Consider the following 18,112-nt stretch of genomic DNA (forward strand, 5'->3'; position numbering starts at 1 on the left):
TGCGGTGCGGCTCGGTGGGCCTCCGGGCCCCGGACCCGGAGCCGCACCTGACGATAGACTGCCACCATGACGATGCCTGCTGATCCCTTCGAACGAGAGCCCCTCGACGGCGGTGGCTCCACCGCGACGATCGAACGCGAGGAGGTGCGCCAGGAGGTCGAGCCGGGCGACGCCGAGCGCTTCGCGCACTACGTGCGCAAGGAGAAGATTATGGAGTCCGCCTTCACGGGCGAACCCGTGATCGCTCTCTGCGGCAAGGTGTGGACGCCCGGGCGTGACCCCGAGAAGTTCCCGGTCTGCCCGGAGTGCAAGGAGATCTACAACGGCCTGCGACCCGGCAAGGACGGCAAGGACGGCAAGGACTGACCGGGCTCGACAGTATGAGTACCTGACCGCACGAGACGACCACCGGGAGGCATGGTGCAGACCGTGAGCCCCGGAGCCGGAGCCATGTCCGCGGAGCTGCGTCCGCTCACCCTCGGCATCCTCGCCATCATCACCTGCGCCGCCTTCGAGGCCATGGCGGTCGTCACCGCGATGCCGGCCGTCGCGAGCGAGCTCTCGGGGACGTCCAGCTACGGCCTCGCCTTCTCGATGTACCTCACCGCCTCCCTGCTCGGGACCGTGGTGGCCGGCTCGTGGTGCGACCGCAGCGGGCCGCGGCCCGCCCTCGCCGTGGGCATGACCCTCATGATCCTCGGGTTGCTCGCCGCCGGCGCGGCGCCGGAGTTCTGGCTCGTCACCGCGGGCCGGGCCGTCTCGGGACTGGGTGGCGGCTTCATGATCGTCGCCGTCTACGTGGTGATCGGCCGTTCGTTCCCGCAATCGGCGCAGCCCGTGGTCTTCGGCTGGCTCTCCGCCGCGTGGGTCCTCCCCGCGCTGATCGGCCCCGTGGTCGCCGGGTTCGTCACGGAACAGGTCGGGTGGCGCTGGGTGTTCCTCGGCGTCGCGCCGATCGTCCTCGCGGCCGTCCTGGTCGTCTGGCCGAGGACGCGCGCACTCGGACCCATCGCGTCACCGGACAGCGGGTCCGCGAAGGCCAGGACCGTCCGGGGCTTCGCCCTCGCGGGCGGCGTGTTCGCCGCTCAGTGGTCCCTCGTGCATCTCGCGGATCTGGCAGACCCGGGCGCCGGTACCGTCCTGGGGCTCCTGGGCATCGCTGCCGCCGGGGTCGTCGTCGTGCTCCTCGCCCTCCCGCCCCTGCTGCCGCCGGGTACGCTGCGGCTGGCGCGTGGCCTGCCGAGCATCATCGCCACGCGCGGTCTCGTGACCGTGTCCTTCTTCGGCACCGAGGCGTTCATCCCGCTGATGCTCGTGACCTCCCGCGGCCTCGATCCGGGGATCGCCGGCCTGACCCTGAGCGCCGGGGCCCTCGGCTGGAGCGGCGGCTCGTTCGTGCAGGCCCGCGTGAGGATCGGGCGGCAGTGGCTCCTCGTGATCGGCCCGTCCATCCTGTCGGCGTCCCTGGGCGGGTTCGCGCTGGCCACGGCCACGGAAGCGCCCCTCTGGCTGCTCGCCGTCGTCTGGGCCGCCTCGGGCTTCGCCATGGGCATGACGCTCTCGAGCACGTCGGTCCTGGTGCTGAAGCTCTCCGCCACGCGGGAGCAGGGACGCAACTCGGCCGCACTGCAGATCTCCGACCAGCTGGGAGGCGTGGTGGGAACCGCAGGCGCGGGCGCCCTCTACGCGCTCCTGCTCGACGAGGCCGACCCGGGACACATACCCACCTTCGTTGCGATCTGGCTGGCTCTCTGGGCGTTCACGGCAGCAGGTATAGTTTCGGGTTCGAGAGGGGCGGGCACAGCCCACACCACCCACCTCACCCCCAGCACGTCGATGGAAGGTACTGTCCGGCAGTGAGTAGTGACACCCTGTTCGGAGCCGGCGCAGCACTGCCTCCCGCCTACCCTGAACGCGCTGCCTGGGGCACGGCGCCGAAGCTCCGCCAGTGGCAGAGCGAGGCGCTCGAGAAGTACTTCGACGAGTCGCCGAGCGACTTCCTCGCGGTCGCGACGCCGGGCGCCGGGAAGACCACCTTCGCGCTCCGCGTGGCCACCCAGCTCGTGGACCGCGGCGTGGTCAACCGCATCACCATCGTGGCGCCCACGGACCACCTCAAGCGCCAGTGGGCGGACGCCGCCGCGAAGGTCGGTCTGGCGATCGACCCCAACTTCAAGAACGCCGACGGGCGGCACGGAGGCGCGTTCATCGGCGTCGCGGTGACCTACGCGCAGGTGGCGAGCAAGCCGATGCTGCACCGCGCGAAGACCGAGGCGGCCCGCACGCTCGTGATCCTCGACGAGATCCACCACGGCGGCGACGCCCTGTCCTGGGGCGACGGCATCCGCGAGGCCTTCGAGCCGGCCACGCGCCGGCTCGCCCTGACCGGTACGCCGTTCCGCTCGGACACGGCCGCCATCCCGTTCGTGGAGTACGTCGAGGATCGCGACGGGATCCGTCGCTCCCGGGCGGACTACACCTACGGCTACGGCCAGGCGCTGAGGGACCACGTGGTGCGGCCCGTCATGTTCATGGCGTACTCCGGTCAGATGCGGTGGCGTACCAGTGCGGGCGAGGAGATGGCGGCATCGCTCGGCGAATCGGCCGTCACGAAGGACATCACGGCCCAGGCGTGGCGGACGGCGCTCAACCCCGCCGGTGAGTGGATCCCCTCGGTCCTCGCGGCGGCGGACAAGCGCCTCACCGAGGTGCGGAGGACGGTGCACGACGCCGGGGGCCTCGTGATCGCCACGGACCACGACGACGCCCGCGCGTACGCGGGCCAGCTCAAGCGCATCACGGGGGAGTCCCCGACCGTGATCCTCTCCGACGACGCGAAGGCCTCGGGCAAGATCGAGGAGTTCTCCGCGGGCGAGAAGCGCTGGATGGTGGCGGTGCGCATGGTGTCGGAGGGCGTCGACGTGCCGCGGCTCGCGGTCGGCGTCTACGCGACCTCCACCGCCACGCCCCTGTTCTTCGCCCAGGCGGTGGGCCGCTACGTCCGTGCACGACGCCGCGGTGAGACGGCGTCGATCTTCCTGCCCTCGGTCCCCAACCTCATGGCGCTCGCCAACCAGCTCGAGCTGGAGCGTGACCACGCGCTCGACCGCCCGGACAAGGACGACGAGGGCTTCGGCCTCGAGGACGGCCTGATGGAGGCCGCGAACCGCGAGGACAAGGCCTCCGACTCCCTCACGAAGCAGAAGTTCGAGGCGTTGGAGTCACAGGCGTCCTTCGACCGCGTGCTGTTCGACGGCGGCGAGTTCGGGACCGGCGGGGAGCTGGGGAGCGAGGACGAGCAGGACTTCCTCGGCATCCCTGGCCTGCTCGACGCCGACCAGGTGGGCCAGCTGCTGCGCCAGCGCCAGCACGAGCAGCAGTCACGCCGGAAGGCGAGGGGCGGCGCCGTGGCCCCCGCGGCCGAGCCGCTCGTCGTCGACCACCGCCAGCTCACCGAACTGCGCGGCCAGCTGGCCAAGAACGTCTCGGCGTGGGCGGCCCGCACGGGTATGCCGCACGGCCAGGTGCACACCGAACTGCGGCGTCAGTGCGGGGGCCCGGCCGTCGCCCAGGCCAACGAGGATCAGCTGCAGCGCCGGTTGCAGAAGCTGCAGGACTGGTTCATCGGCAAGAAGTAGGGCTTCGCGCGCGGGCCACGCTGGAGTGGGCGCGGCGCCGACGCGCGGGTCCAGAGGGTCCTGCGGGGTCCGGCGGCGTCTAGCGGCGGAGTTCGATCCCCGCGGACTCGAGTTCGTCGAGGGCGTCCTCGGAGCCGTCCGCATGCACCCCGCGCGTGAGATCCGCGATGACGGAGACCCCGTACCCCGCCTGCAGCGCGTCGAGGGCGGTGGCCCGCACGCAGTAGTCGGTCGCGAGGCCCACCACCACGACGTCGTCCACCTCGTGGTCCCGGAGCCAGTCGTCGAGCGTCAAGGGATCCTCGTCGGTCTCGACCGAGCCCCCGCCGAGCTTCTGCTCTCCCGTGGGCACTTCGTCCTCCGGGGCCTTGACCCCCTCGAAGCCCGAGTACGCGGCCTCGAACTGTCCCTTCCGGAACACGGCGTCGATGCTCTCGGTGTCGAGGTCCGGGTGGAAGTCCGAGCCCTTGGTGTCTGCGACGCAGTGGACGGGCCACGAGTCCACGAAGTCGGGGGTCTCGCTGAAGTGGGCCCCCGGATCGATGTGCCAGTCCTGGGTCGCGACGATGTAGTCGTAGGACCCGGTCTGCTCGTCGATGTGGTCGCTGATGTCCGCGGCCACGCGTGCGCCGCCGTCGACGGCGAGGGAACCGCCCTCGCAGAAGTCGTTCTGCACGTCCACGATGATGAGTGCGCGTGTCATGGTGCTGCCTCCTCGTACTCGGTGGGGATGACGGGCTCGCCGCGCTGCAGGCGCCGCACGGCGCCCGGGAGTTCGGCGATCGAGAGCGTGTGCCGTTCGGCCGCGCGGGTGACGGCCTCAGCGCCCGTCCACCCGGGGAGGAGGACGCCGTCGCGGACGAAGTGCTGGACGAGCGGGCGGTCGTTGCCGTCGTCGGCCGGGCTGATGCCGATCCCCACCACTTCCGCCTGCGCGACGCCGCGTTCGTCGAGGCGGCGGAGGGCGTCCTTGTGGCCGCCGAGGGACGCCTTGTTCTTGGAGGCCTTCGCCACGGACACGTAGGCGCCGTCGTCCCCCTCCCGGCTCACGAGCTTGTAGACCATCCCGGCCGTGGGGGCACCGGACCCGGTGACGAGGGAGGTGCCCACGCCGTAGGAGTCCACCGGCGCGGAGGCGAGGAGACCGATCGCGAACTCGTCGAGGTCCGAGGTGACGACGATCTTCGTGGAGGTGTTGCCGAGGTCGTCCAGGAGGTGGCGCACCCATCGCGCCTGCGCCACGAGGTCCCCGGAGTCGAGCCGGACGGCACCGAGTTCGGGTCCTGCGACGTCCACGGCGGTGCGGACGCCCTGTTCGACGTCGTACGTGTCCACGAGCAGCGACGTGCCGCGGCCGAGCGAGGCGACCTGCGCCTCGAAGGCCGCCCGCTCGGAGTCGTGGAGGAGGGTGAAGGAGTGCGCCGCGGTCCCGACCGTCGGGAGACCGTACCGGCGGCCGGCCTCCAGGTTCGAGGTGCTCGCGAAGCCACCGATCACGGCGGCGCGGGCCGCGGCGACGGCCGCTTCCTCGTGCGTGCGGCGCGAGCCCATCTCGATGCACGGCCGACCGGCTGCCGCGCCTGTCATGCGCGAGGCCGCCGAGGCGATGGCGCTGTCGTGGTTGAGGATCGAGAGGACGAGGGTCTCGAGGATGCACGCCTCGGCGAACGAGGACTCGACGGTGAGGATGGGCGACCCGGGGAAGTAGGCCTCGCCCTCCGCGTACCCGGAGATCGATCCGCGGAAACGGAAGTCGGCGAGCCAGGCGAGCGTGGTGTCGTCGACGATCCTGTGGTCGGCGAGGAAGCCGAGCTGCACGTCGTCGAACGTGAAGGTCTCGAGCGCCTCCAGCAGACGCCCGGTCCCGGCGACGACGCCGTAGCGGCGGCCCGCCGGCAGGCGCCGGGCGAAGGCCTCGAACACGGAGCGGCGGTGCGCCGCCCCCGAGTGCAGCGACGCCTGGAGCATCGTGAGTTCGTACTGGTCGGTGAAGAGCGCGCTGTTCTGCGCGATCACCGGGGCGGGGGGCGTACGGGACGCGTGAGCGCCGGTCACGGGGATGGTCACCCTCAGAACGATAGCGGGGCGCCTGTCCTCCTGCGTACCCGGCGGCGGCACCCGGCCGTGCGACCTAGAATGGGCGGTATGACAGTAGGCTTCGCAACCGGCACGGACACGCTGGAGGAGGTGCGCTCCGCCGAGCGCACGGACCTCGACCAGCCCTGGGTGGTGGTGGTCTGGAACGACCCCGTGAACCTCATGAGCTACGTCAGCTACGTCTTCCAGACCTACTTCGGCTACAGCGAGGCCAGGGCCCGCACGCTCATGCTCGAGGTCCACGAGCAGGGGCGCTCCGCCGTCGTCTCCGGTACACGGGAGAAGGTGGAGCAGGACACCGTCGCGCTCCACTCCTACGGACTCTGGGCCACCTTCGAAAAAGCCGGAAGCGAGTAGTCCGCCCCATGGCGAAACCCTTCAAGTCAACGCGTCGCGGCATCACCGGGGCGCTCGAGCCCGGCGAGGCGCGCCTGCTGCGTGCACTGCTCGACGACGTCGTCTCCATGCTCGAGCCCGACACCGCACCGAGCGAGGACCCGCTGGCGGCGCTCGTGGGCATGTCCGGGGCGGACGCCGACGCGAGCGCCCCGGATGACTCCGCCGTGCGGCGGCTCCTGCCCGACGCCGTCCGCGGGGACGACGACGAGGCCCTCGCCTTCCGCCGTCTCACCGAGCGCTCCCTGCGCGAGCAGAAGATCGGGGCCCTGCGCAGTACCGCCCTGCTGACGGAGTCGAGTCCCATGACCCTCGGGGACGACCAGGCGCGCCTGTTCGCGCAGGCCCTCAACGACGTGCGGCTGGTCCTCGCGGACCGCCTGAGCATCGAGACGGAGGAGGACGCCGAGCGCCTGCACGACATCGCCGACTCGAAGGACGTGGACGACGTCGAGTCCTACCTGGCGCTCGTCTACAACTTCGTCACGTGGCTCCAGGAGTCGCTCGTGCAGGCGATGCTGAAAGCCGCGAAGCTCGAGCGCTGACGGCCGCGGAAGGCCCTCCGCGGGCGGGACGCACGTCCGGAGACGGGACACCTGCCGCGATGTCCCCCATGACACGCGCTGTGACACATCGCACGGACCGACGGATAGTTTTCGTCGGTGGCACACCATATTCTCGAGGGATCATGAGTCAACAGCCCCTGCCCGCTGACCGTGCGGAAGCGCCCATCGGCATCTTCGACTCCGGTGTCGGGGGATTGACGGTGGCCCGGGCGGTCATCGACCAGCTGCCCCACGAATCGATCATGTATGTGGGCGACACCGCGAACGGACCCTACGGGCCGCTGCCCATCGCCCGCGTGCGGGCGCACGCCCTGGGTGTCATGGACGAACTCGTGGACTCCGGCGTGAAGCTGCTCGTGATCGCCTGCAACTCGGCGTCGGCCGCCGTCCTCCGGGACGCCCGCGAGCGCTACACCGCGCGCTACGGCATCCCCGTGATCGAGGTCATCCAGCCGGCCGTCCGCCGGGCGGTCGCGGCCACGCGCACGGGCCGGATCGGCGTCATCGGGACGTCCGCGACCATCGGCTCGCGGGCCTATGACGACACGTTCGCCGCCGCACCGCACCTCGAGGTCACCTCGGTCGCGTGCCCCGCCTTCGTCGAGTTCGTCGAGGCCGGCATCACCGGCGGGCCGGAGCTGCTGCGCACGGCCGAGGAGTACCTCGCGCCGCTGCAGGCCGCCGACGTGGACACCCTCGTGCTCGGCTGCACCCATTACCCGCTCCTCACCGGGGTCATCTCCTACGTGATGGGCGACGCCGTCACCCTCGTCTCCAGCGCCGAGGAGACCGCGAAGGACGTCTACCGCGCCCTCGTCTCCCACGGTCTCGAACGGCGCGGCGATGCGCCGGGCGAGCACCGCTTCGTCGCGACCGGGGACTCGACGAGCTTCGAGGTCCTGGCGCGCCGATTCCTCGGGCCGGAGGTGGTGAGCGTGCAGCACGTGGATCACGTGGCCGCGCAGTACCCCACCGGCAGCCTGGCCCGGATCACGCCGGAGATGATCGCGGCCGCCGGGTTCCCGCGCACATGAAACTCACGATCGTCGGCTGCAGCGGATCCTTCCCCGGACCGCAGTCCCCGGCGTCCTGCTACCTGCTGAGTGCGGAGTGGGAGGGGCGCACCTGGCGGATCCTGCTCGATCTCGGCAACGGGTCCCTCGGTGCCCTCCAGCGCTACATGGATCTGCGGGAGATCGACGGTGTGTTCCTCTCGCACCTGCACCCCGACCACTGCATGGACCTCTGTGGTCTCCACGTGGCCGTGCACTGGGACCCCTCCGGCTGGGGACTGCCCCGCATCCCCGTCTGGGGTCCGGCCGCGACCGCGGACCGCATGGCGAGCGCCTACGGCCTTGATCCCGACCCCGGGATGCACGAGGACTTCGACTTCCGGTCCTGGGCGGACCGCGGGCCCGTGAGCATCGGGCCGTTCACCGTCACGCCGTACCGCGTGCTGCACCCCATCGAGGAGGCCTATGCGCTCCGGGTGGAGGTGGCGGAAGCCGACGCGTCCGGCGTCGTGCGCCCGCACGTGCTGACCTACTCGGGTGACACGGACGCATGCGACGGTCTCGTCGACGCGGCCCGCGACGCCGACATCTTCCTCTGCGAGGCGGCGTTCCACGAGGGGCGCGACGACGCCATCACGGGTGTGCACCTCACGGGCAAGCGCGCGGGTGCCGTGGCGACGGAAGCCTCGGCGCGACGGCTGCTCCTGACGCACCTGCCGGTCTGGAACGACGCCAACCTCGCCGTGAGCGAGGCGAGGGAGAGCTACGACGGCCACCTCGCCGTCGCGGTGGCCGGCGTCTCCTACTCCGTCTGACCGGTTGCTCAACCTGAGCGTCCGGCGCCGTGACGCGTCGTTGTGGAGACGTCGCGCGAAGGTCCAGCTGTTCACGTCGTGCCTTCAGGCCCCCGTCTAGACTGGGGACCATGACCCCCCCGAACCAGAGCTCCGAGCTCCCTGCTGCCGCACACGGCTCCCCCGCGCTCCGAGCCGACGGCCGCACGCCGGACCAGCTCCGCGCCATCAGCATCACGCGCGGCTGGTCGAAGCAGGCCGAGGGGTCCGCGCTCATCGAGTTCGGCAATACGCGCGTGCTCTGCACCGCATCCCTGACCAGCGGTGTTCCCCGGTGGCTGAAGGGCGAGGGGAGGGGCTGGGTCACCGCGGAGTACGCGATGCTGCCACGGGCCACCAACACGCGCTCGGACCGTGAGTCGGTCAAGGGGAAGATCGGCGGCCGTACCCACGAGATCTCGCGTCTGATCGGCCGTTCGCTGCGGTCCATCATCGACACCAAGGCGCTCGGCGAGAACACGATCGTGCTGGATTGCGACGTGCTGCAGGCCGACGGCGGAACCCGCACGGCGGCGATCACGGGAGCCTACGTGGCGCTCGCCGACGCCATCCGGTACGCCAAGGAGAACAAACTGATCCCCGCGTCGGCGTCCCCGCTGACCGACACCGTCGCCGCGATCAGCGTGGGCATCATCGACGGCGTGCCCATGCTCGACCTGCCCTACGTGGAGGACGTGCGCGCGGAGACGGACATGAACGTCGTCGTCACGGGATCCGGCAAGTTCGTCGAGGTGCAGGGCACTGCGGAGGGCGCACCCTTCGACCGCGCGGAACTCGATGCTCTCCTCGACCTCGCGCTGCTCGGCACGGCGCAGCTCGCCCGCATCCAGGTGGACACCCTGCGGGAATCGCACGGTGGGTGAGGCACCCGCGCCGCGTCTCGTCCTCGCCACGCGGAACGCCGGCAAGCTCCGTGAGCTCCGGGAGTTGCTCCGCGGTCGGGTGCCGGGACTCGACGTCGACACGCAGGTGATCGACGCGGCGACGGCCGGCGCGCCGGACGTGATCGAGAGCGGGGTGACGTTCGAGGAGAACGCACTCCTCAAGGCCGAGCAGACGGCCGCGGCCACCGGCCTGATCGCCGTCGCGGACGACTCGGGTCTCGCCGTGGACGTGCTCGGGGGAGCACCCGGGATCTTCTCCGCCCGCTGGGCGGGCACCCACGGGGACGACGACGCGAACATGCGCCTCCTCCTGGCGCAACTGTCCGATCTCCCCGACGGGCGGCGGGGCGCAGCGTTCGTCTGCGCGGCGGCGCTCGCCGGCCCCCCGGACAGCACCGTGACGGCGCACACGGAGCGTGGCGAGCTGAGGGGGATCCTCCTGCACGCGCCGCGGGGCAAGGGCGGATTCGGGTACGACCCGATCCTCGTCCCCGCCGGAACCGAGCGCACGTGCGGCGAACTGAGCGCCGACGAGAAGAACGCCATCAGTCACCGCGGGATCGCCTTCCGTGCCCTCCTGCCGTATCTGATCGATGCGTTGGCCTGAGCCGTGACGCCCGAGCGTCAGCCCCCTGCGCGATCGGTCCATCCGAAGCGCGGACCACGAACCACCGAAGAGACGGGAACACCGTGAGTATCATCCACACAGTCGAGGCCGTGCAGGTCACCGCGGCCACCACCTCCTCGGACGGCTCGGCCCTCGGCAGCGTGACCGACTGGGCCGTGAACCTGATGGAGACGATCGGGGCTCCGGGTGCGGGCCTCGCGATCGCCCTCGAGAACCTGTTCCCACCGCTGCCCAGCGAGGTCATCCTGCCCCTGGCCGGATTCACCGCGAGCCGCGGGAACTTCTCGCTCTTCGAGGCCATCCTCTGGACCACGCTCGGTTCCGTGGTGGGCGCCTACGCGCTGTACGCGCTCGGGGCCTGGCTGGGGCGCGACAGGATGCGCCGTCTCGTGTCCAAGGTGCCGCTGATCGACATCGAGGACGTCGACCGCGTCGAGGCGTGGTTCGCCCGCCACGGGTACCGCGCGGTCTTCTTCGGGCGCATGATCCCGCTGTTCAGGAGCCTCGTGTCCATCCCGGCGGGAATCGAACGCATGCCCGTCGGCATCTTCCTCCTGCTCACGACCGCGGGGAGCCTCATCTGGAACTCGATCTTCGTGCTCGCGGGCTTCTACCTCGGCGAGAATTGGCACGTCGTGGAGCAGTACGCGGAGATCTTCCAGCGGATCGTGATCGTCGGGATCATCCTCTTCGCCGTCTGGTTCGTGGTCACGAAGATCCGCAAGCACCGGCTCAGGAAGCGGGTGCAGTGACCGGAGCGGTGCCAGAGCCGGCGTCGCCTTCGGGTGGCGACCAGCCGGCCGCGGCTCCGCTCGCCGCGGTCTGGCCGCTCTTCGGGCTCGTCATCACGACCCCGCGCCTGGTCCTGACGCCCCTGCGCGACGAGCACCTGCCCGGACTCGTCGATGCCGCGCTCGCAGGTATCCACGATCCGGCGGTGATGCCGTTCAGCGTCCCGTGGACGGATGCCCCCCGCGACGTGCTCGTGACCGAGACCCTGAAGTACCAGTGGCGGACCCGGGCGCAGACCGGACCGGACGAGTGGACCGTGTCCTTCGCCGTCCTCCGCGACCGGCAGGTCATCGGCGTGCAGGATCTCATGGCGCGGCGGTTCCGCACGCTGCGGCAGGTCGAATCCGGCTCGTGGTTGACCGCGTCCTCGCAGGGTCAGGGCCTCGGTACCGAGATGCGGGCGGCCGTGCTGCAGTTCGCCTTCGACCGCCTCGGGGCGACGTCCGCCGTCTCGGCCGCCGCCGAGTGGAACCACGCGTCCCTCGGCGTCTCGCGTCGCCTCGGGTACGTCCCGAACGGCACCGCCCTCGTGGAGGCGCGCGCCGGCGAGCCGGGTCACGAGCAGAGGCTCCTGCTGCAGCGCGACCAGTTCGTCCGGCCCTCCTGGTCCGCGAGCATCGCGGGTGATGAGGCTGTCGGGGCGTTCCTGCTGGGTGGGTCAGGTGAGGTCCGGGACCATCGGCGCGACGCGGGCGGGCCGGGCGAGCTCCCGGGACAGATCAGCGGCCGGATCGAACAGTCGCGCGTCCAGCCCGAGTGAGAGGGCCGTGTCGATGTTCGCCGGGGCGTCGTCGATGAAGGTCACCTCGTGCGGCTGGACCCCGAGCTCGGACAGGACGAACCGGAAGATCTCCGCCGACGGCTTCACGAGGCCCAGCGAGGAACTGAAGAAGCGGTGGGGGAAGAGTCCCGTCCAGGGCGCGTGCGCCAGCTGCGTCACCATGGCGGCGGGCATGTTCGACAGCAGCGCCAGGCGCTCACCGTGGGCGTCCAGGTCCTGGAGCACGTCCAGCGTCTCGAGGTTGGGGTGCGACCACTGGTTGCCGTCGAGGACGTCGAGCCAGGACGCCCTCGCGGACTCGACCCGCTCGCCGCACACGAGCGACCAGTACTCGATCGAGGTGAGCGAACCGGCGTCGTACGCGAACCGGTGCTGCCAGTAGGACGACGTCGATTCCTGCGGGGACGGCACTCCGGTCGCCTCGGACATGAGTTCCCAGTCCTCGGGCGTGGGCGACGTCGAGATCACGTTCCCGTAGTCGAAGAGGAAGAGGCGGCGGGGGCGGTCGGAGCGAGCCATGGTCAAGAGTAGGACGGCGACATCCCGGACGCGCCGCGCCGGGAGTGAACGTTGCATGAACGGGAAGTGGGGGAGGGCGGCGGTAAACTCATGGACGTGGGAATCGCGTTCACGGCCATCGACTTCGAGACGGCCAACGGCTTCCGCGGGTCTCCCTGTGCGGTAGGTCTCACGAAGGTGCGCAACGGCCGCGTGGTCGAGGAGGCCTCGTGGTTGATGCGCCCACCCGCCGGGCACGACCACTTCGATGCACGCAACATCGCCATCCACGGCATCACCTCGGGCATGGTGGCGGACGAGCCCCGCTTCGGGGAGCTTTTCCCCGAGATCGGGGGCTTCATCGGCTCCGACGTGATCGTGGCCCACAACGCGGCGTTCGACCTCGGTGTGATCCGGTCCGCCCTCGAGGTGTCCGCGCTCGCCGGCCCCGCCTGGGAGTACGCCTGCACCGTCATGCTGTCGCGGAAGAGCTACTTGCTGCCGTCCTACTCCCTGCCCTTCGTGGCCGAGGCCGCCGGCGTGCCGCTCGTCAACCATCACGACGCCGTGGAGGACGCCCGGGCGTGCGCGGGCATCATGATCGACATCGCCCGGCGGAACGAGGCCGTGACCGTCGAGGAGGTGCTCGGCCGCCACGACCTCGCACTCTCCCGCGCGGAGCCGTACGCCCCCGGCGTCGACGACTTCTCCAAGGCCACGCGCAACGCCCTGCAGCAGCGGACGACGCCGGCGGGGTGGGGCGGCTGGCCGGAGGAGGGCGCCAACCCGCACGCCAACGCGCAGGCGGACCCACGGCATCCGCTGTACGGGCAGACCGTGGTGTTCACGGGCAACCTGGGGATCTCGCGGCCGCTCGCGAAGGAACGGGCGGCGAGGCTCGGGGCCCAGCCGGCGAGCGCCGTCACGCGCCGCACCACGGTACTCGTGGTCGGCGACGGGTTCGTCGCCTCGGACCTGCGGAACGGGCGCGTGACCGGCAAGGCGCGGCGTGTCCTGGAACTGCACGAGCGCGGGCAGTCCATCGAGGTGCTCTCCGAGGCGGAGTTCCTGCAGATGACGGGCGGGCGCTGGCCCGTCGGGAGCCAGTAGCCACACCTGTGCGGGAGCAGTTCCGCAGCGGAGCAGGAGTTGCAGGAGCAGTTCAGGCGCTGAAGAGGCGGATGACCGGCTTGGCCGATATACCCGTCAGAGGCGCAGCTCGATGCCCGTCAATCCTGCGGAGAGATCGATCAGGCGCGACGCGGCGTTGCTCTCCCGGGCACGCGGCTCGGCATTTACCAGGGCGGGCTGCCCTGCGAGCTGGAACCATCCGTCCGGTCCGCAGTACGCGCATTTCGGGATGTTGCGGTCGACCGCCGCGCGCACGAGCGGCCAGGCGCCCGCGTCCTTCCCCTGCGCCACGTGCCGCATGATGCTCCTCCGCCACGGCGCGGCCTCGCTGTGCGCGTCGACGCCCGGCCGCTCGGGGGTGAACATCCGGAGCGCGAAGCCGGGGTGCGCCACGACGCTCGTGGCCGGGCTCAGCGTGAGATCGAGCCGCCGCGCGAGCTCGAACCCGAAGGCCATGACGGCGAGCTTCGACGTCGCGTAGGCGCGCGCATTGCGGTACCCGGCGGGCTGGAGGCTCGAGGGCGTCAACCGGGCCCACCGGTGGCTGATGCTCCCGAGGTGCACGATCCGCGCGCCCGCCGTGGAGAGCGCGGGCAGCAGGAGTGCGATCAGCGCGTAATGCCCCAGGTGGTTCGTCCCGAACTGCAGCTCGAACCCGTCCGCCGTCGTTCGACGTGCCGGGGACCCGACCACGCCGGCATTGGCGAGGAGAGCGGTCAGCGGTAGGCCCGCGGCCACGGCCTCCGCCGCCGCTCGCACGGACGTCAGGTCCGCGAGATCCAGGGGCTGGAAGGCGACGTCGGCATCCGGGTACCTCCCACGGATGGCGGCGATGGCACGCATCGCCTTGTCCTCGCTCCGCGAGGCCATGACGACGGCGGCCCCCGCCGCGGCGAGCTGCTCGCAGGCGAAGTAGCCGAGACCGGCGTTGCCGCCGGTGACCATCACCCTGTGCTGCGAGAGATCGGGGAGCGCCTCCGGGTTCCACATGGGATCAGCGTAGACGGTCGTTCTCACCGTCGGATGTCCGCCGACGCGGGCGCGACCGGGCGCCGCGTCGCGGGTCAGCTGCCCGTGGTCGCGGCGATCAACGACTGCGCCACGGTGCGCACGACGCCGGTGAGACCCTCCGCGGAGAGGTACGCGGGAGGGAGGGCGGCCGTGCCGTGCAGCGCCCCGATGATCCCACCGGCCAGCGACGCTGCAACGCCACCGGCGGCGTCGGGCCGACCCGCGTCCGCCGCGTGCGCGAGGGCGGCGTCGAGGTGGTCCCGGGGGGACACGGCATGCGCCGTCTCCGCCACGGCCTGGAGTGCGGCGTCGAGGGTCGCGTCCGCCGTGGTGCTGCCCGGGGCGCCCACGGCCATGCTCCCGCTCGCGGTGCGGGGTGCGTCCTCGTGCGTGGCCCCGACCAGCGCCGGGTCCTCGCCGCCTGCTCCGGCGGCGACACCGTTCGGGTGCCCTGCGCGCCGGGGGCGGGCGTCGCCGTCGTGCGCCGCTGCGGCGAGGCGCTGTTCGACGCCACGGTCAGCCTCGAGGGCCGCCAGGAGGTCGCGATGCTCGACGACGAGGGAACGGATGAGGCTGCTGTAGCGCGCGGCCGCCCCCTTGGCGGCGGCCGAACCGTGCGTCAGCGCCGCGGCGTCGAACGTGAGCCGCTCCACCATCGAGTCGGGGATGCGCGGTACCAGGCCGAACGGTGCCGAGCGCATCAGCGCTCCGGGGCCGGTCGCGAGCGGGTTCAGCGGCCGGGCCCGGGTTCCCATCTCGCCCGTCAGGAGGGCCCGGACCGTGTCCTCGTCCGGTCGGTCCACCACCAGGAGGTCCTCCTGCCGGTCCAGCCACCGGCCGGGCTGCACCGGCAGATTGCTGGGCAGGTGCTCGCCCTGTCGCGTCAGCCACCGCAGGTACGCGAGCCACACGCAGGCGATCTCGTCCGCCGCGATGCCGTCGTTGGCCCACTCCAAAGCCTCCGTCAGGGCGTCGACGGTGGAGAGCGTGAGCTGCGTGGCGTCGGTGACGACGGCGGAGGCCGGGTCCGTGAACGCGGCGCGCGGATCATCGCCGGCGGAGTGGAGGACACCGAAGGCGTCACCCGCGGCGGTGCCCAGCAGGCAGCCGAGGACGCGGTCTTCATAGGACGGGGAGGGGGTGATTGTCACGCGTCCAGTCTAGGGAGGCACAGGGATCCGTACGCGCGGCCTGAGCGGGCGCGTGCGCACGGCGCCCAGCTACCGTGCAGACTACGATGGAACGCTTGTCGGCGGCCCTCACGGACGCCACACTGCCGGGCCAGATCTCCCGACGCCAACCGAAGGACTCCTCACCATGACCGACCACCCGTCGTCGTCCGCGCCACCGCGCCCCTCCGCCCCTCGGGAGCAGGCCGCCCGGGCCGCTGCCGAGCAGTATCCTGCCGCCTCGAACTCCTCACCCCACCGCAGTGGGGTCGCGGCCCGGTCCCTCGCGGAGGGCGTCGGGTCCTTCCTCGTGATCGTGGCCGGTCTCGGAGCCACCATCACCGCGTCCGACACGGCGCTGGAACCTACGCTCGTCTTCGGGCTCGCCGTCGTCGCCGCGATGATCGCGTTCGGTTACGTCTCGGGTGGACACTTCAACCCGGCGATCACGCTGGGGTCCCTCGTGGCCGGTCGCACGTCGGCCAAGGACGCGGGCCTCTACGTCCTCGCGCAGCTCCTCGGTGCGGTGGCCGCCTCAGGACTCGTGTGGCTCGTGTTGAGCGCGAACCCGCAGCTCACCGACATCCGCGTGTTCTTCAGCACCGCGTCCAACGGGTTCGCGGAGCACTCGCCGATCCAGTTCCCGCTCGCCAGCGCCTTCCTCCTCGAGGTGGTCGCGACGGCGCTCCTCGTCGCGGTGTTCCTCGGCGCCGGGTCAGCCCGCGCCCGGCGCGACCTCGCGCCCTTCGCCGTCGGGCTGGCCTACGCCGGTCTCCTCACCTTCCTGCTTCCCGTCACGAACGGCGGCCTCAACCCGGCGCGCTCGACGGCGTCCGCGGTGTTCGCCGAGCCGTGGGCGATCGAGCAGCTGTGGCTCTTCTGGGCAGCGCCCGTGGTCGGCGCGCTCGTCGCCGGGCTCGCCTACCGTTCCGTCGGTTCGCCCCATGCCGGTTCGCCCGATGCCGGGACGTCCGACGGCGCGATGCGCGACGGCGCGACGACCGGCGCACCGGGAGCCCTCGCGACCGATGCTGCGCCCGGGCCGACGCCTGCTAGCACGGGCGTGTCGATCATGGACACGGACGCCGGGCGCCTGTCTGCCGGGCCCGGTTCTGCCGCCTACCCGTGGCCCGCGGCACCGGCCGATCGAGTGGACGAGCAGCAGGCGGGACGTGCTGTCGACGGATCCGCAGCCTCGCCCCGTCCCGGCCTCTCGGATGATCGTGGCGACGATGCCGCGGCCTTCTTCGACGATGCCCCGGAGGATCCCCGCCGCTGACCGGGTGGGCTGCCGTCTCCTGCCCGTGCTCCCCGTCCGGGTCCTCCATCCGGTCCCTCGGCCGGCGGGTCGCCGGACCGACCCGTGCGGGTGCCGGGATGCCCTGCGGGGCGCCTCGATGGTGGACTGGAAGGGCCCGCCGAGGTCTTGAACGGGGCTCGCCGCGAGCTCGGGCGTCGAATGTCGGAGAGCAGCGGTAGCGTGAAAATCATGAAGATCCTGCACACGTCCGACTGGCACCTGGGCCGTTCCTTCCACGGCACAGGCACCCTCGACGCCCAGCGGATCTTCATCGACAACCTCGAGAAGACGGTGCGGGAGGAGGGCGTGCGGCTCGTCCTCGTCGCGGGTGACGTCTACGATCGGGCGCTTCCCGCCGTGGACGTCGTCGCTCTCTTCGACGACGCGCTGGAGCGGCTCACGGTCGCCGGTGCCCAGGTGGTCGTGACAAGCGGCAACCACGACTCGGCCACGAGGCTCGGTTTCGGTGGGCGCATCCTCGCGCGGGGCGGGGTCCACCTGCGCACGCGCCTCGAGGACATCGGCACACCCGTCATCGAGCCGCTGGGTGAGGACACCCATCTCGCGGTCTACGGCATCCCCTACCTCGAGCCGCGCGTCGTGGCCGGAGCGCTCGAGGCGGAAGCGGGGACGCACACCGCGGTCACGCGAGCCGCGCTCGCCAGGGTGCGCGAGGACATCGCCCGCCGGAGCACGGAGGGTCGGGTCGTCTCGATCGTCATGGCCCACACCTTCGCCGCCGGGGGCGCGAGCACGGACAGCGAGCGCGATCTCGCCATCGGGGGCCTCGGATCGGTGCCGCTCGGCCTCTTCGACGGCTTCGACTACAGCGCACTCGGGCACCTGCACGGCAAGCAGAAACTGTCCGAGACGGTGCGGTACTCCGGGTCGCCCCTCGCGTACTCGTTCTCGGAGGCACGGCAGAACAAGGGCGCCTGGCTGCTCGACGTCACCGCGGACGGCATCGGTGAGATCCTGAGCGTCGACTGGCCCGCGCCCCGTGAGCTGGCGGTGATCAGCGGAGCGCTGGAGGACCTCCTGGCGCGCGAGGACCTCGCCTGGGCGGAATCCGCGTACTGCCATGTCACGCTCACGGATGCGGAGCGGCCGGCACGAGCCATGGAGCGGTTGCGCACGCGTTTCCCCGATACCCTCGTCCTCGCGTTCGCGCCCGAGGGCGGCGCGCGCGAGGACCAGCGCACCTACAGTCAGCGCATCGCCGAAGCACGCGATGATGCCGAGATCTGCTGCGGATTCCTCGATCACGTCAGGGGGCGCACCACCTCCGAGGAGGAGGAGACCGTCATCCGGTCCGCGGTCGACGCCGTCCTGAGCCTCGCGCACGAGAGGTAGA

At 71.4% G+C, this 18,112-nt stretch carries 19 protein-coding genes; 14 read left to right on the forward strand and 5 right to left on the reverse strand.

The window, feature by feature from the left end; translation table 11 throughout:
- Positions 1–66: 66 nt before the first annotated feature.
- From AC4D12_RS05280 to AC4D12_RS05290, 3 genes are read left to right on the forward strand one after another with little or no spacing between them, the layout of a single operon-like run.
- Positions 67–366: a DUF3039 domain-containing protein gene (locus AC4D12_RS05280; protein ID WP_490948876.1), complete on the forward strand. Its 300-nt coding sequence runs from the start codon at positions 67–69 to the stop codon at positions 364–366.
- A 51-nt stretch (positions 367–417) separates the two neighbouring features.
- Positions 418–1,860, forward strand: coding sequence for an MFS transporter (locus AC4D12_RS05285; RefSeq protein ID WP_490948877.1), 1,443 nt, complete (start codon positions 418–420; stop codon positions 1,858–1,860).
- On the forward strand, positions 1,857–3,638 hold the full coding sequence (locus AC4D12_RS05290; protein ID WP_490948878.1) for a DEAD/DEAH box helicase: 1,782 nt from the start codon (positions 1,857–1,859) through the stop codon (positions 3,636–3,638). Before AC4D12_RS05285 ends, AC4D12_RS05290 begins: the two co-directional genes overlap by 4 nt.
- Before the next feature lie 79 nt (positions 3,639–3,717).
- Here the strand turns inward: AC4D12_RS05290 and AC4D12_RS05295 are convergent, their stop codons facing one another.
- Together AC4D12_RS05295 and AC4D12_RS05300 are read right to left on the reverse strand one after the other, a co-directional pair.
- Positions 3,718–4,341, reverse strand: coding sequence for an isochorismatase family protein (locus AC4D12_RS05295; RefSeq protein WP_490948879.1), 624 nt, complete (start codon positions 4,339–4,341; stop codon positions 3,718–3,720).
- Complete coding sequence (locus tag AC4D12_RS05300) at positions 4,338–5,606, reverse strand: nicotinate phosphoribosyltransferase (protein ID WP_490949486.1); 1,269 nt, start codon at positions 5,604–5,606, stop codon at positions 4,338–4,340. Before AC4D12_RS05300 ends, AC4D12_RS05295 begins: the two co-directional genes overlap by 4 nt.
- 177 nt (positions 5,607–5,783) lie before the next feature.
- Here AC4D12_RS05300 and clpS point away from each other — a divergent pair, with 177 nt between their 5' ends.
- The 8 genes from clpS (at position 5,784) to AC4D12_RS05340 (ending at position 11,628) form a co-directional block, all read left to right on the forward strand.
- Positions 5,784–6,092, forward strand: coding sequence for an ATP-dependent Clp protease adapter ClpS (clpS, locus tag AC4D12_RS05305; RefSeq protein WP_490948880.1), 309 nt, complete (start codon positions 5,784–5,786; stop codon positions 6,090–6,092).
- 8 nt (positions 6,093–6,100) lie between these two features.
- Complete coding sequence (locus AC4D12_RS05310) at positions 6,101–6,676, forward strand: DUF2017 domain-containing protein (protein ID WP_490948881.1); 576 nt, start codon at positions 6,101–6,103, stop codon at positions 6,674–6,676.
- A 143-nt stretch (positions 6,677–6,819) separates the two neighbouring features.
- Positions 6,820–7,731 (forward strand): glutamate racemase, encoded by a 912-nt coding sequence (gene murI / locus AC4D12_RS05315; protein WP_490948882.1) that lies wholly within the window; start codon positions 6,820–6,822, stop codon positions 7,729–7,731.
- Positions 7,728–8,525, forward strand: coding sequence for an MBL fold metallo-hydrolase (locus AC4D12_RS05320; RefSeq protein ID WP_490948883.1), 798 nt, complete (start codon positions 7,728–7,730; stop codon positions 8,523–8,525). Before murI ends, AC4D12_RS05320 begins: the two co-directional genes overlap by 4 nt.
- A 110-nt stretch (positions 8,526–8,635) precedes the next feature.
- Positions 8,636–9,427: a ribonuclease PH gene (gene rph, locus AC4D12_RS05325; RefSeq protein ID WP_490948884.1), complete on the forward strand. Its 792-nt coding sequence runs from the start codon at positions 8,636–8,638 to the stop codon at positions 9,425–9,427.
- Complete coding sequence (gene rdgB, locus AC4D12_RS05330; protein ID WP_490948885.1) at positions 9,420–10,055, forward strand: RdgB/HAM1 family non-canonical purine NTP pyrophosphatase; 636 nt, start codon at positions 9,420–9,422, stop codon at positions 10,053–10,055. The genes rph and rdgB overlap by 8 nt, the downstream gene beginning before the upstream one ends.
- Before the next feature lie 92 nt (positions 10,056–10,147).
- Positions 10,148–10,828 (forward strand): DedA family protein, encoded by a 681-nt coding sequence (locus tag AC4D12_RS05335; protein WP_490949487.1) that lies wholly within the window; start codon positions 10,148–10,150, stop codon positions 10,826–10,828.
- Positions 10,825–11,628, forward strand: a complete 804-nt coding sequence (locus AC4D12_RS05340) for a GNAT family N-acetyltransferase (protein ID WP_490948886.1) — start codon at positions 10,825–10,827, stop codon at positions 11,626–11,628. The genes AC4D12_RS05335 and AC4D12_RS05340 overlap by 4 nt, the downstream gene beginning before the upstream one ends.
- On the opposite strand, the gene AC4D12_RS05345 is transcribed toward AC4D12_RS05340, so the two are convergent.
- A complete protein-coding gene (locus AC4D12_RS05345) occupies positions 11,527–12,168 on the reverse strand; it encodes an HAD family hydrolase (RefSeq protein WP_490948887.1) in 642 nt (213 codons plus the stop codon). The two genes, AC4D12_RS05340 and AC4D12_RS05345, sit on opposite strands and share 102 nt — an antisense overlap.
- Positions 12,169–12,264: 96 nt before the next feature.
- On the opposite strand from AC4D12_RS05345, the gene AC4D12_RS05350 reads away from it, so the two are divergent.
- Positions 12,265–13,257 (forward strand): exonuclease domain-containing protein, encoded by a 993-nt coding sequence (locus AC4D12_RS05350; protein ID WP_490948888.1) that lies wholly within the window; start codon positions 12,265–12,267, stop codon positions 13,255–13,257.
- Between the two features lie 96 nt (positions 13,258–13,353).
- Here AC4D12_RS05350 and AC4D12_RS05355 read toward each other — a convergent pair whose 3' ends face one another.
- Both AC4D12_RS05355 and AC4D12_RS05360 read right to left on the reverse strand, forming a co-directional pair.
- Complete coding sequence (locus AC4D12_RS05355; protein WP_490948889.1) at positions 13,354–14,268, reverse strand: SDR family NAD(P)-dependent oxidoreductase; 915 nt, start codon at positions 14,266–14,268, stop codon at positions 13,354–13,356.
- Positions 14,269–14,342: 74 nt separating this feature from the next.
- Positions 14,343–15,440: an ADP-ribosylglycohydrolase family protein gene (locus AC4D12_RS05360; RefSeq protein WP_490948890.1), complete on the reverse strand. Its 1,098-nt coding sequence runs from the start codon at positions 15,438–15,440 to the stop codon at positions 14,343–14,345.
- 166 nt (positions 15,441–15,606) lie between these two features.
- On the opposite strand from AC4D12_RS05360, the gene AC4D12_RS05365 reads away from it, so the two are divergent.
- Complete coding sequence (locus tag AC4D12_RS05365) at positions 15,607–16,737, forward strand: MIP/aquaporin family protein (RefSeq protein ID WP_490948891.1); 1,131 nt, start codon at positions 15,607–15,609, stop codon at positions 16,735–16,737.
- A 210-nt stretch (positions 16,738–16,947) separates the two neighbouring features.
- Positions 16,948–18,111, forward strand: a complete 1,164-nt coding sequence (locus tag AC4D12_RS05370) for an exonuclease SbcCD subunit D (RefSeq protein WP_490948892.1) — start codon at positions 16,948–16,950, stop codon at positions 18,109–18,111.
- The last annotated feature ends 1 nt before the right edge of the window (position 18,112 follow it).

The sequence above is a fragment of the Arthrobacter sp. TJ-266 genome (assembly GCF_058269115.1).

Excerpts from the sequence above, each read along its gene's own strand:
- AC4D12_RS05280 (WP_490948876.1), top strand. The coding sequence starts at position 67 with ATGACGATGCCTGCTGATCCCTTCGAACGAGAGCCCCTCGACGGCGGT.
- AC4D12_RS05285 (WP_490948877.1), top strand. The coding sequence starts at position 418 with ATGGTGCAGACCGTGAGCCCCGGAGCCGGAGCCATGTCCGCGGAGCTG.
- AC4D12_RS05295 (WP_490948879.1), bottom strand. The coding sequence starts at position 4,341 with ATGACACGCGCACTCATCATCGTGGACGTGCAGAACGACTTCTGCGAG.
- AC4D12_RS05300 (WP_490949486.1), bottom strand. The coding sequence starts at position 5,606 with ATGCTCCAGGCGTCGCTGCACTCGGGGGCGGCGCACCGCCGCTCCGTG.
- clpS (WP_490948880.1), top strand. The coding sequence starts at position 5,784 with ATGACAGTAGGCTTCGCAACCGGCACGGACACGCTGGAGGAGGTGCGC.
- AC4D12_RS05310 (WP_490948881.1), top strand. The coding sequence starts at position 6,101 with ATGGCGAAACCCTTCAAGTCAACGCGTCGCGGCATCACCGGGGCGCTC.
- murI (WP_490948882.1), top strand. The coding sequence starts at position 6,820 with ATGAGTCAACAGCCCCTGCCCGCTGACCGTGCGGAAGCGCCCATCGGC.
- AC4D12_RS05320 (WP_490948883.1), top strand. The coding sequence starts at position 7,728 with ATGAAACTCACGATCGTCGGCTGCAGCGGATCCTTCCCCGGACCGCAG.
- rph (WP_490948884.1), top strand. The coding sequence starts at position 8,636 with ATGACCCCCCCGAACCAGAGCTCCGAGCTCCCTGCTGCCGCACACGGC.
- AC4D12_RS05345 (WP_490948887.1), bottom strand. The coding sequence starts at position 12,168 with ATGGCTCGCTCCGACCGCCCCCGCCGCCTCTTCCTCTTCGACTACGGG.
- AC4D12_RS05355 (WP_490948889.1), bottom strand. The coding sequence starts at position 14,268 with ATGTGGAACCCGGAGGCGCTCCCCGATCTCTCGCAGCACAGGGTGATG.
- AC4D12_RS05365 (WP_490948891.1), top strand. The coding sequence starts at position 15,607 with ATGACCGACCACCCGTCGTCGTCCGCGCCACCGCGCCCCTCCGCCCCT.
- AC4D12_RS05370 (WP_490948892.1), top strand. The coding sequence starts at position 16,948 with ATGAAGATCCTGCACACGTCCGACTGGCACCTGGGCCGTTCCTTCCAC.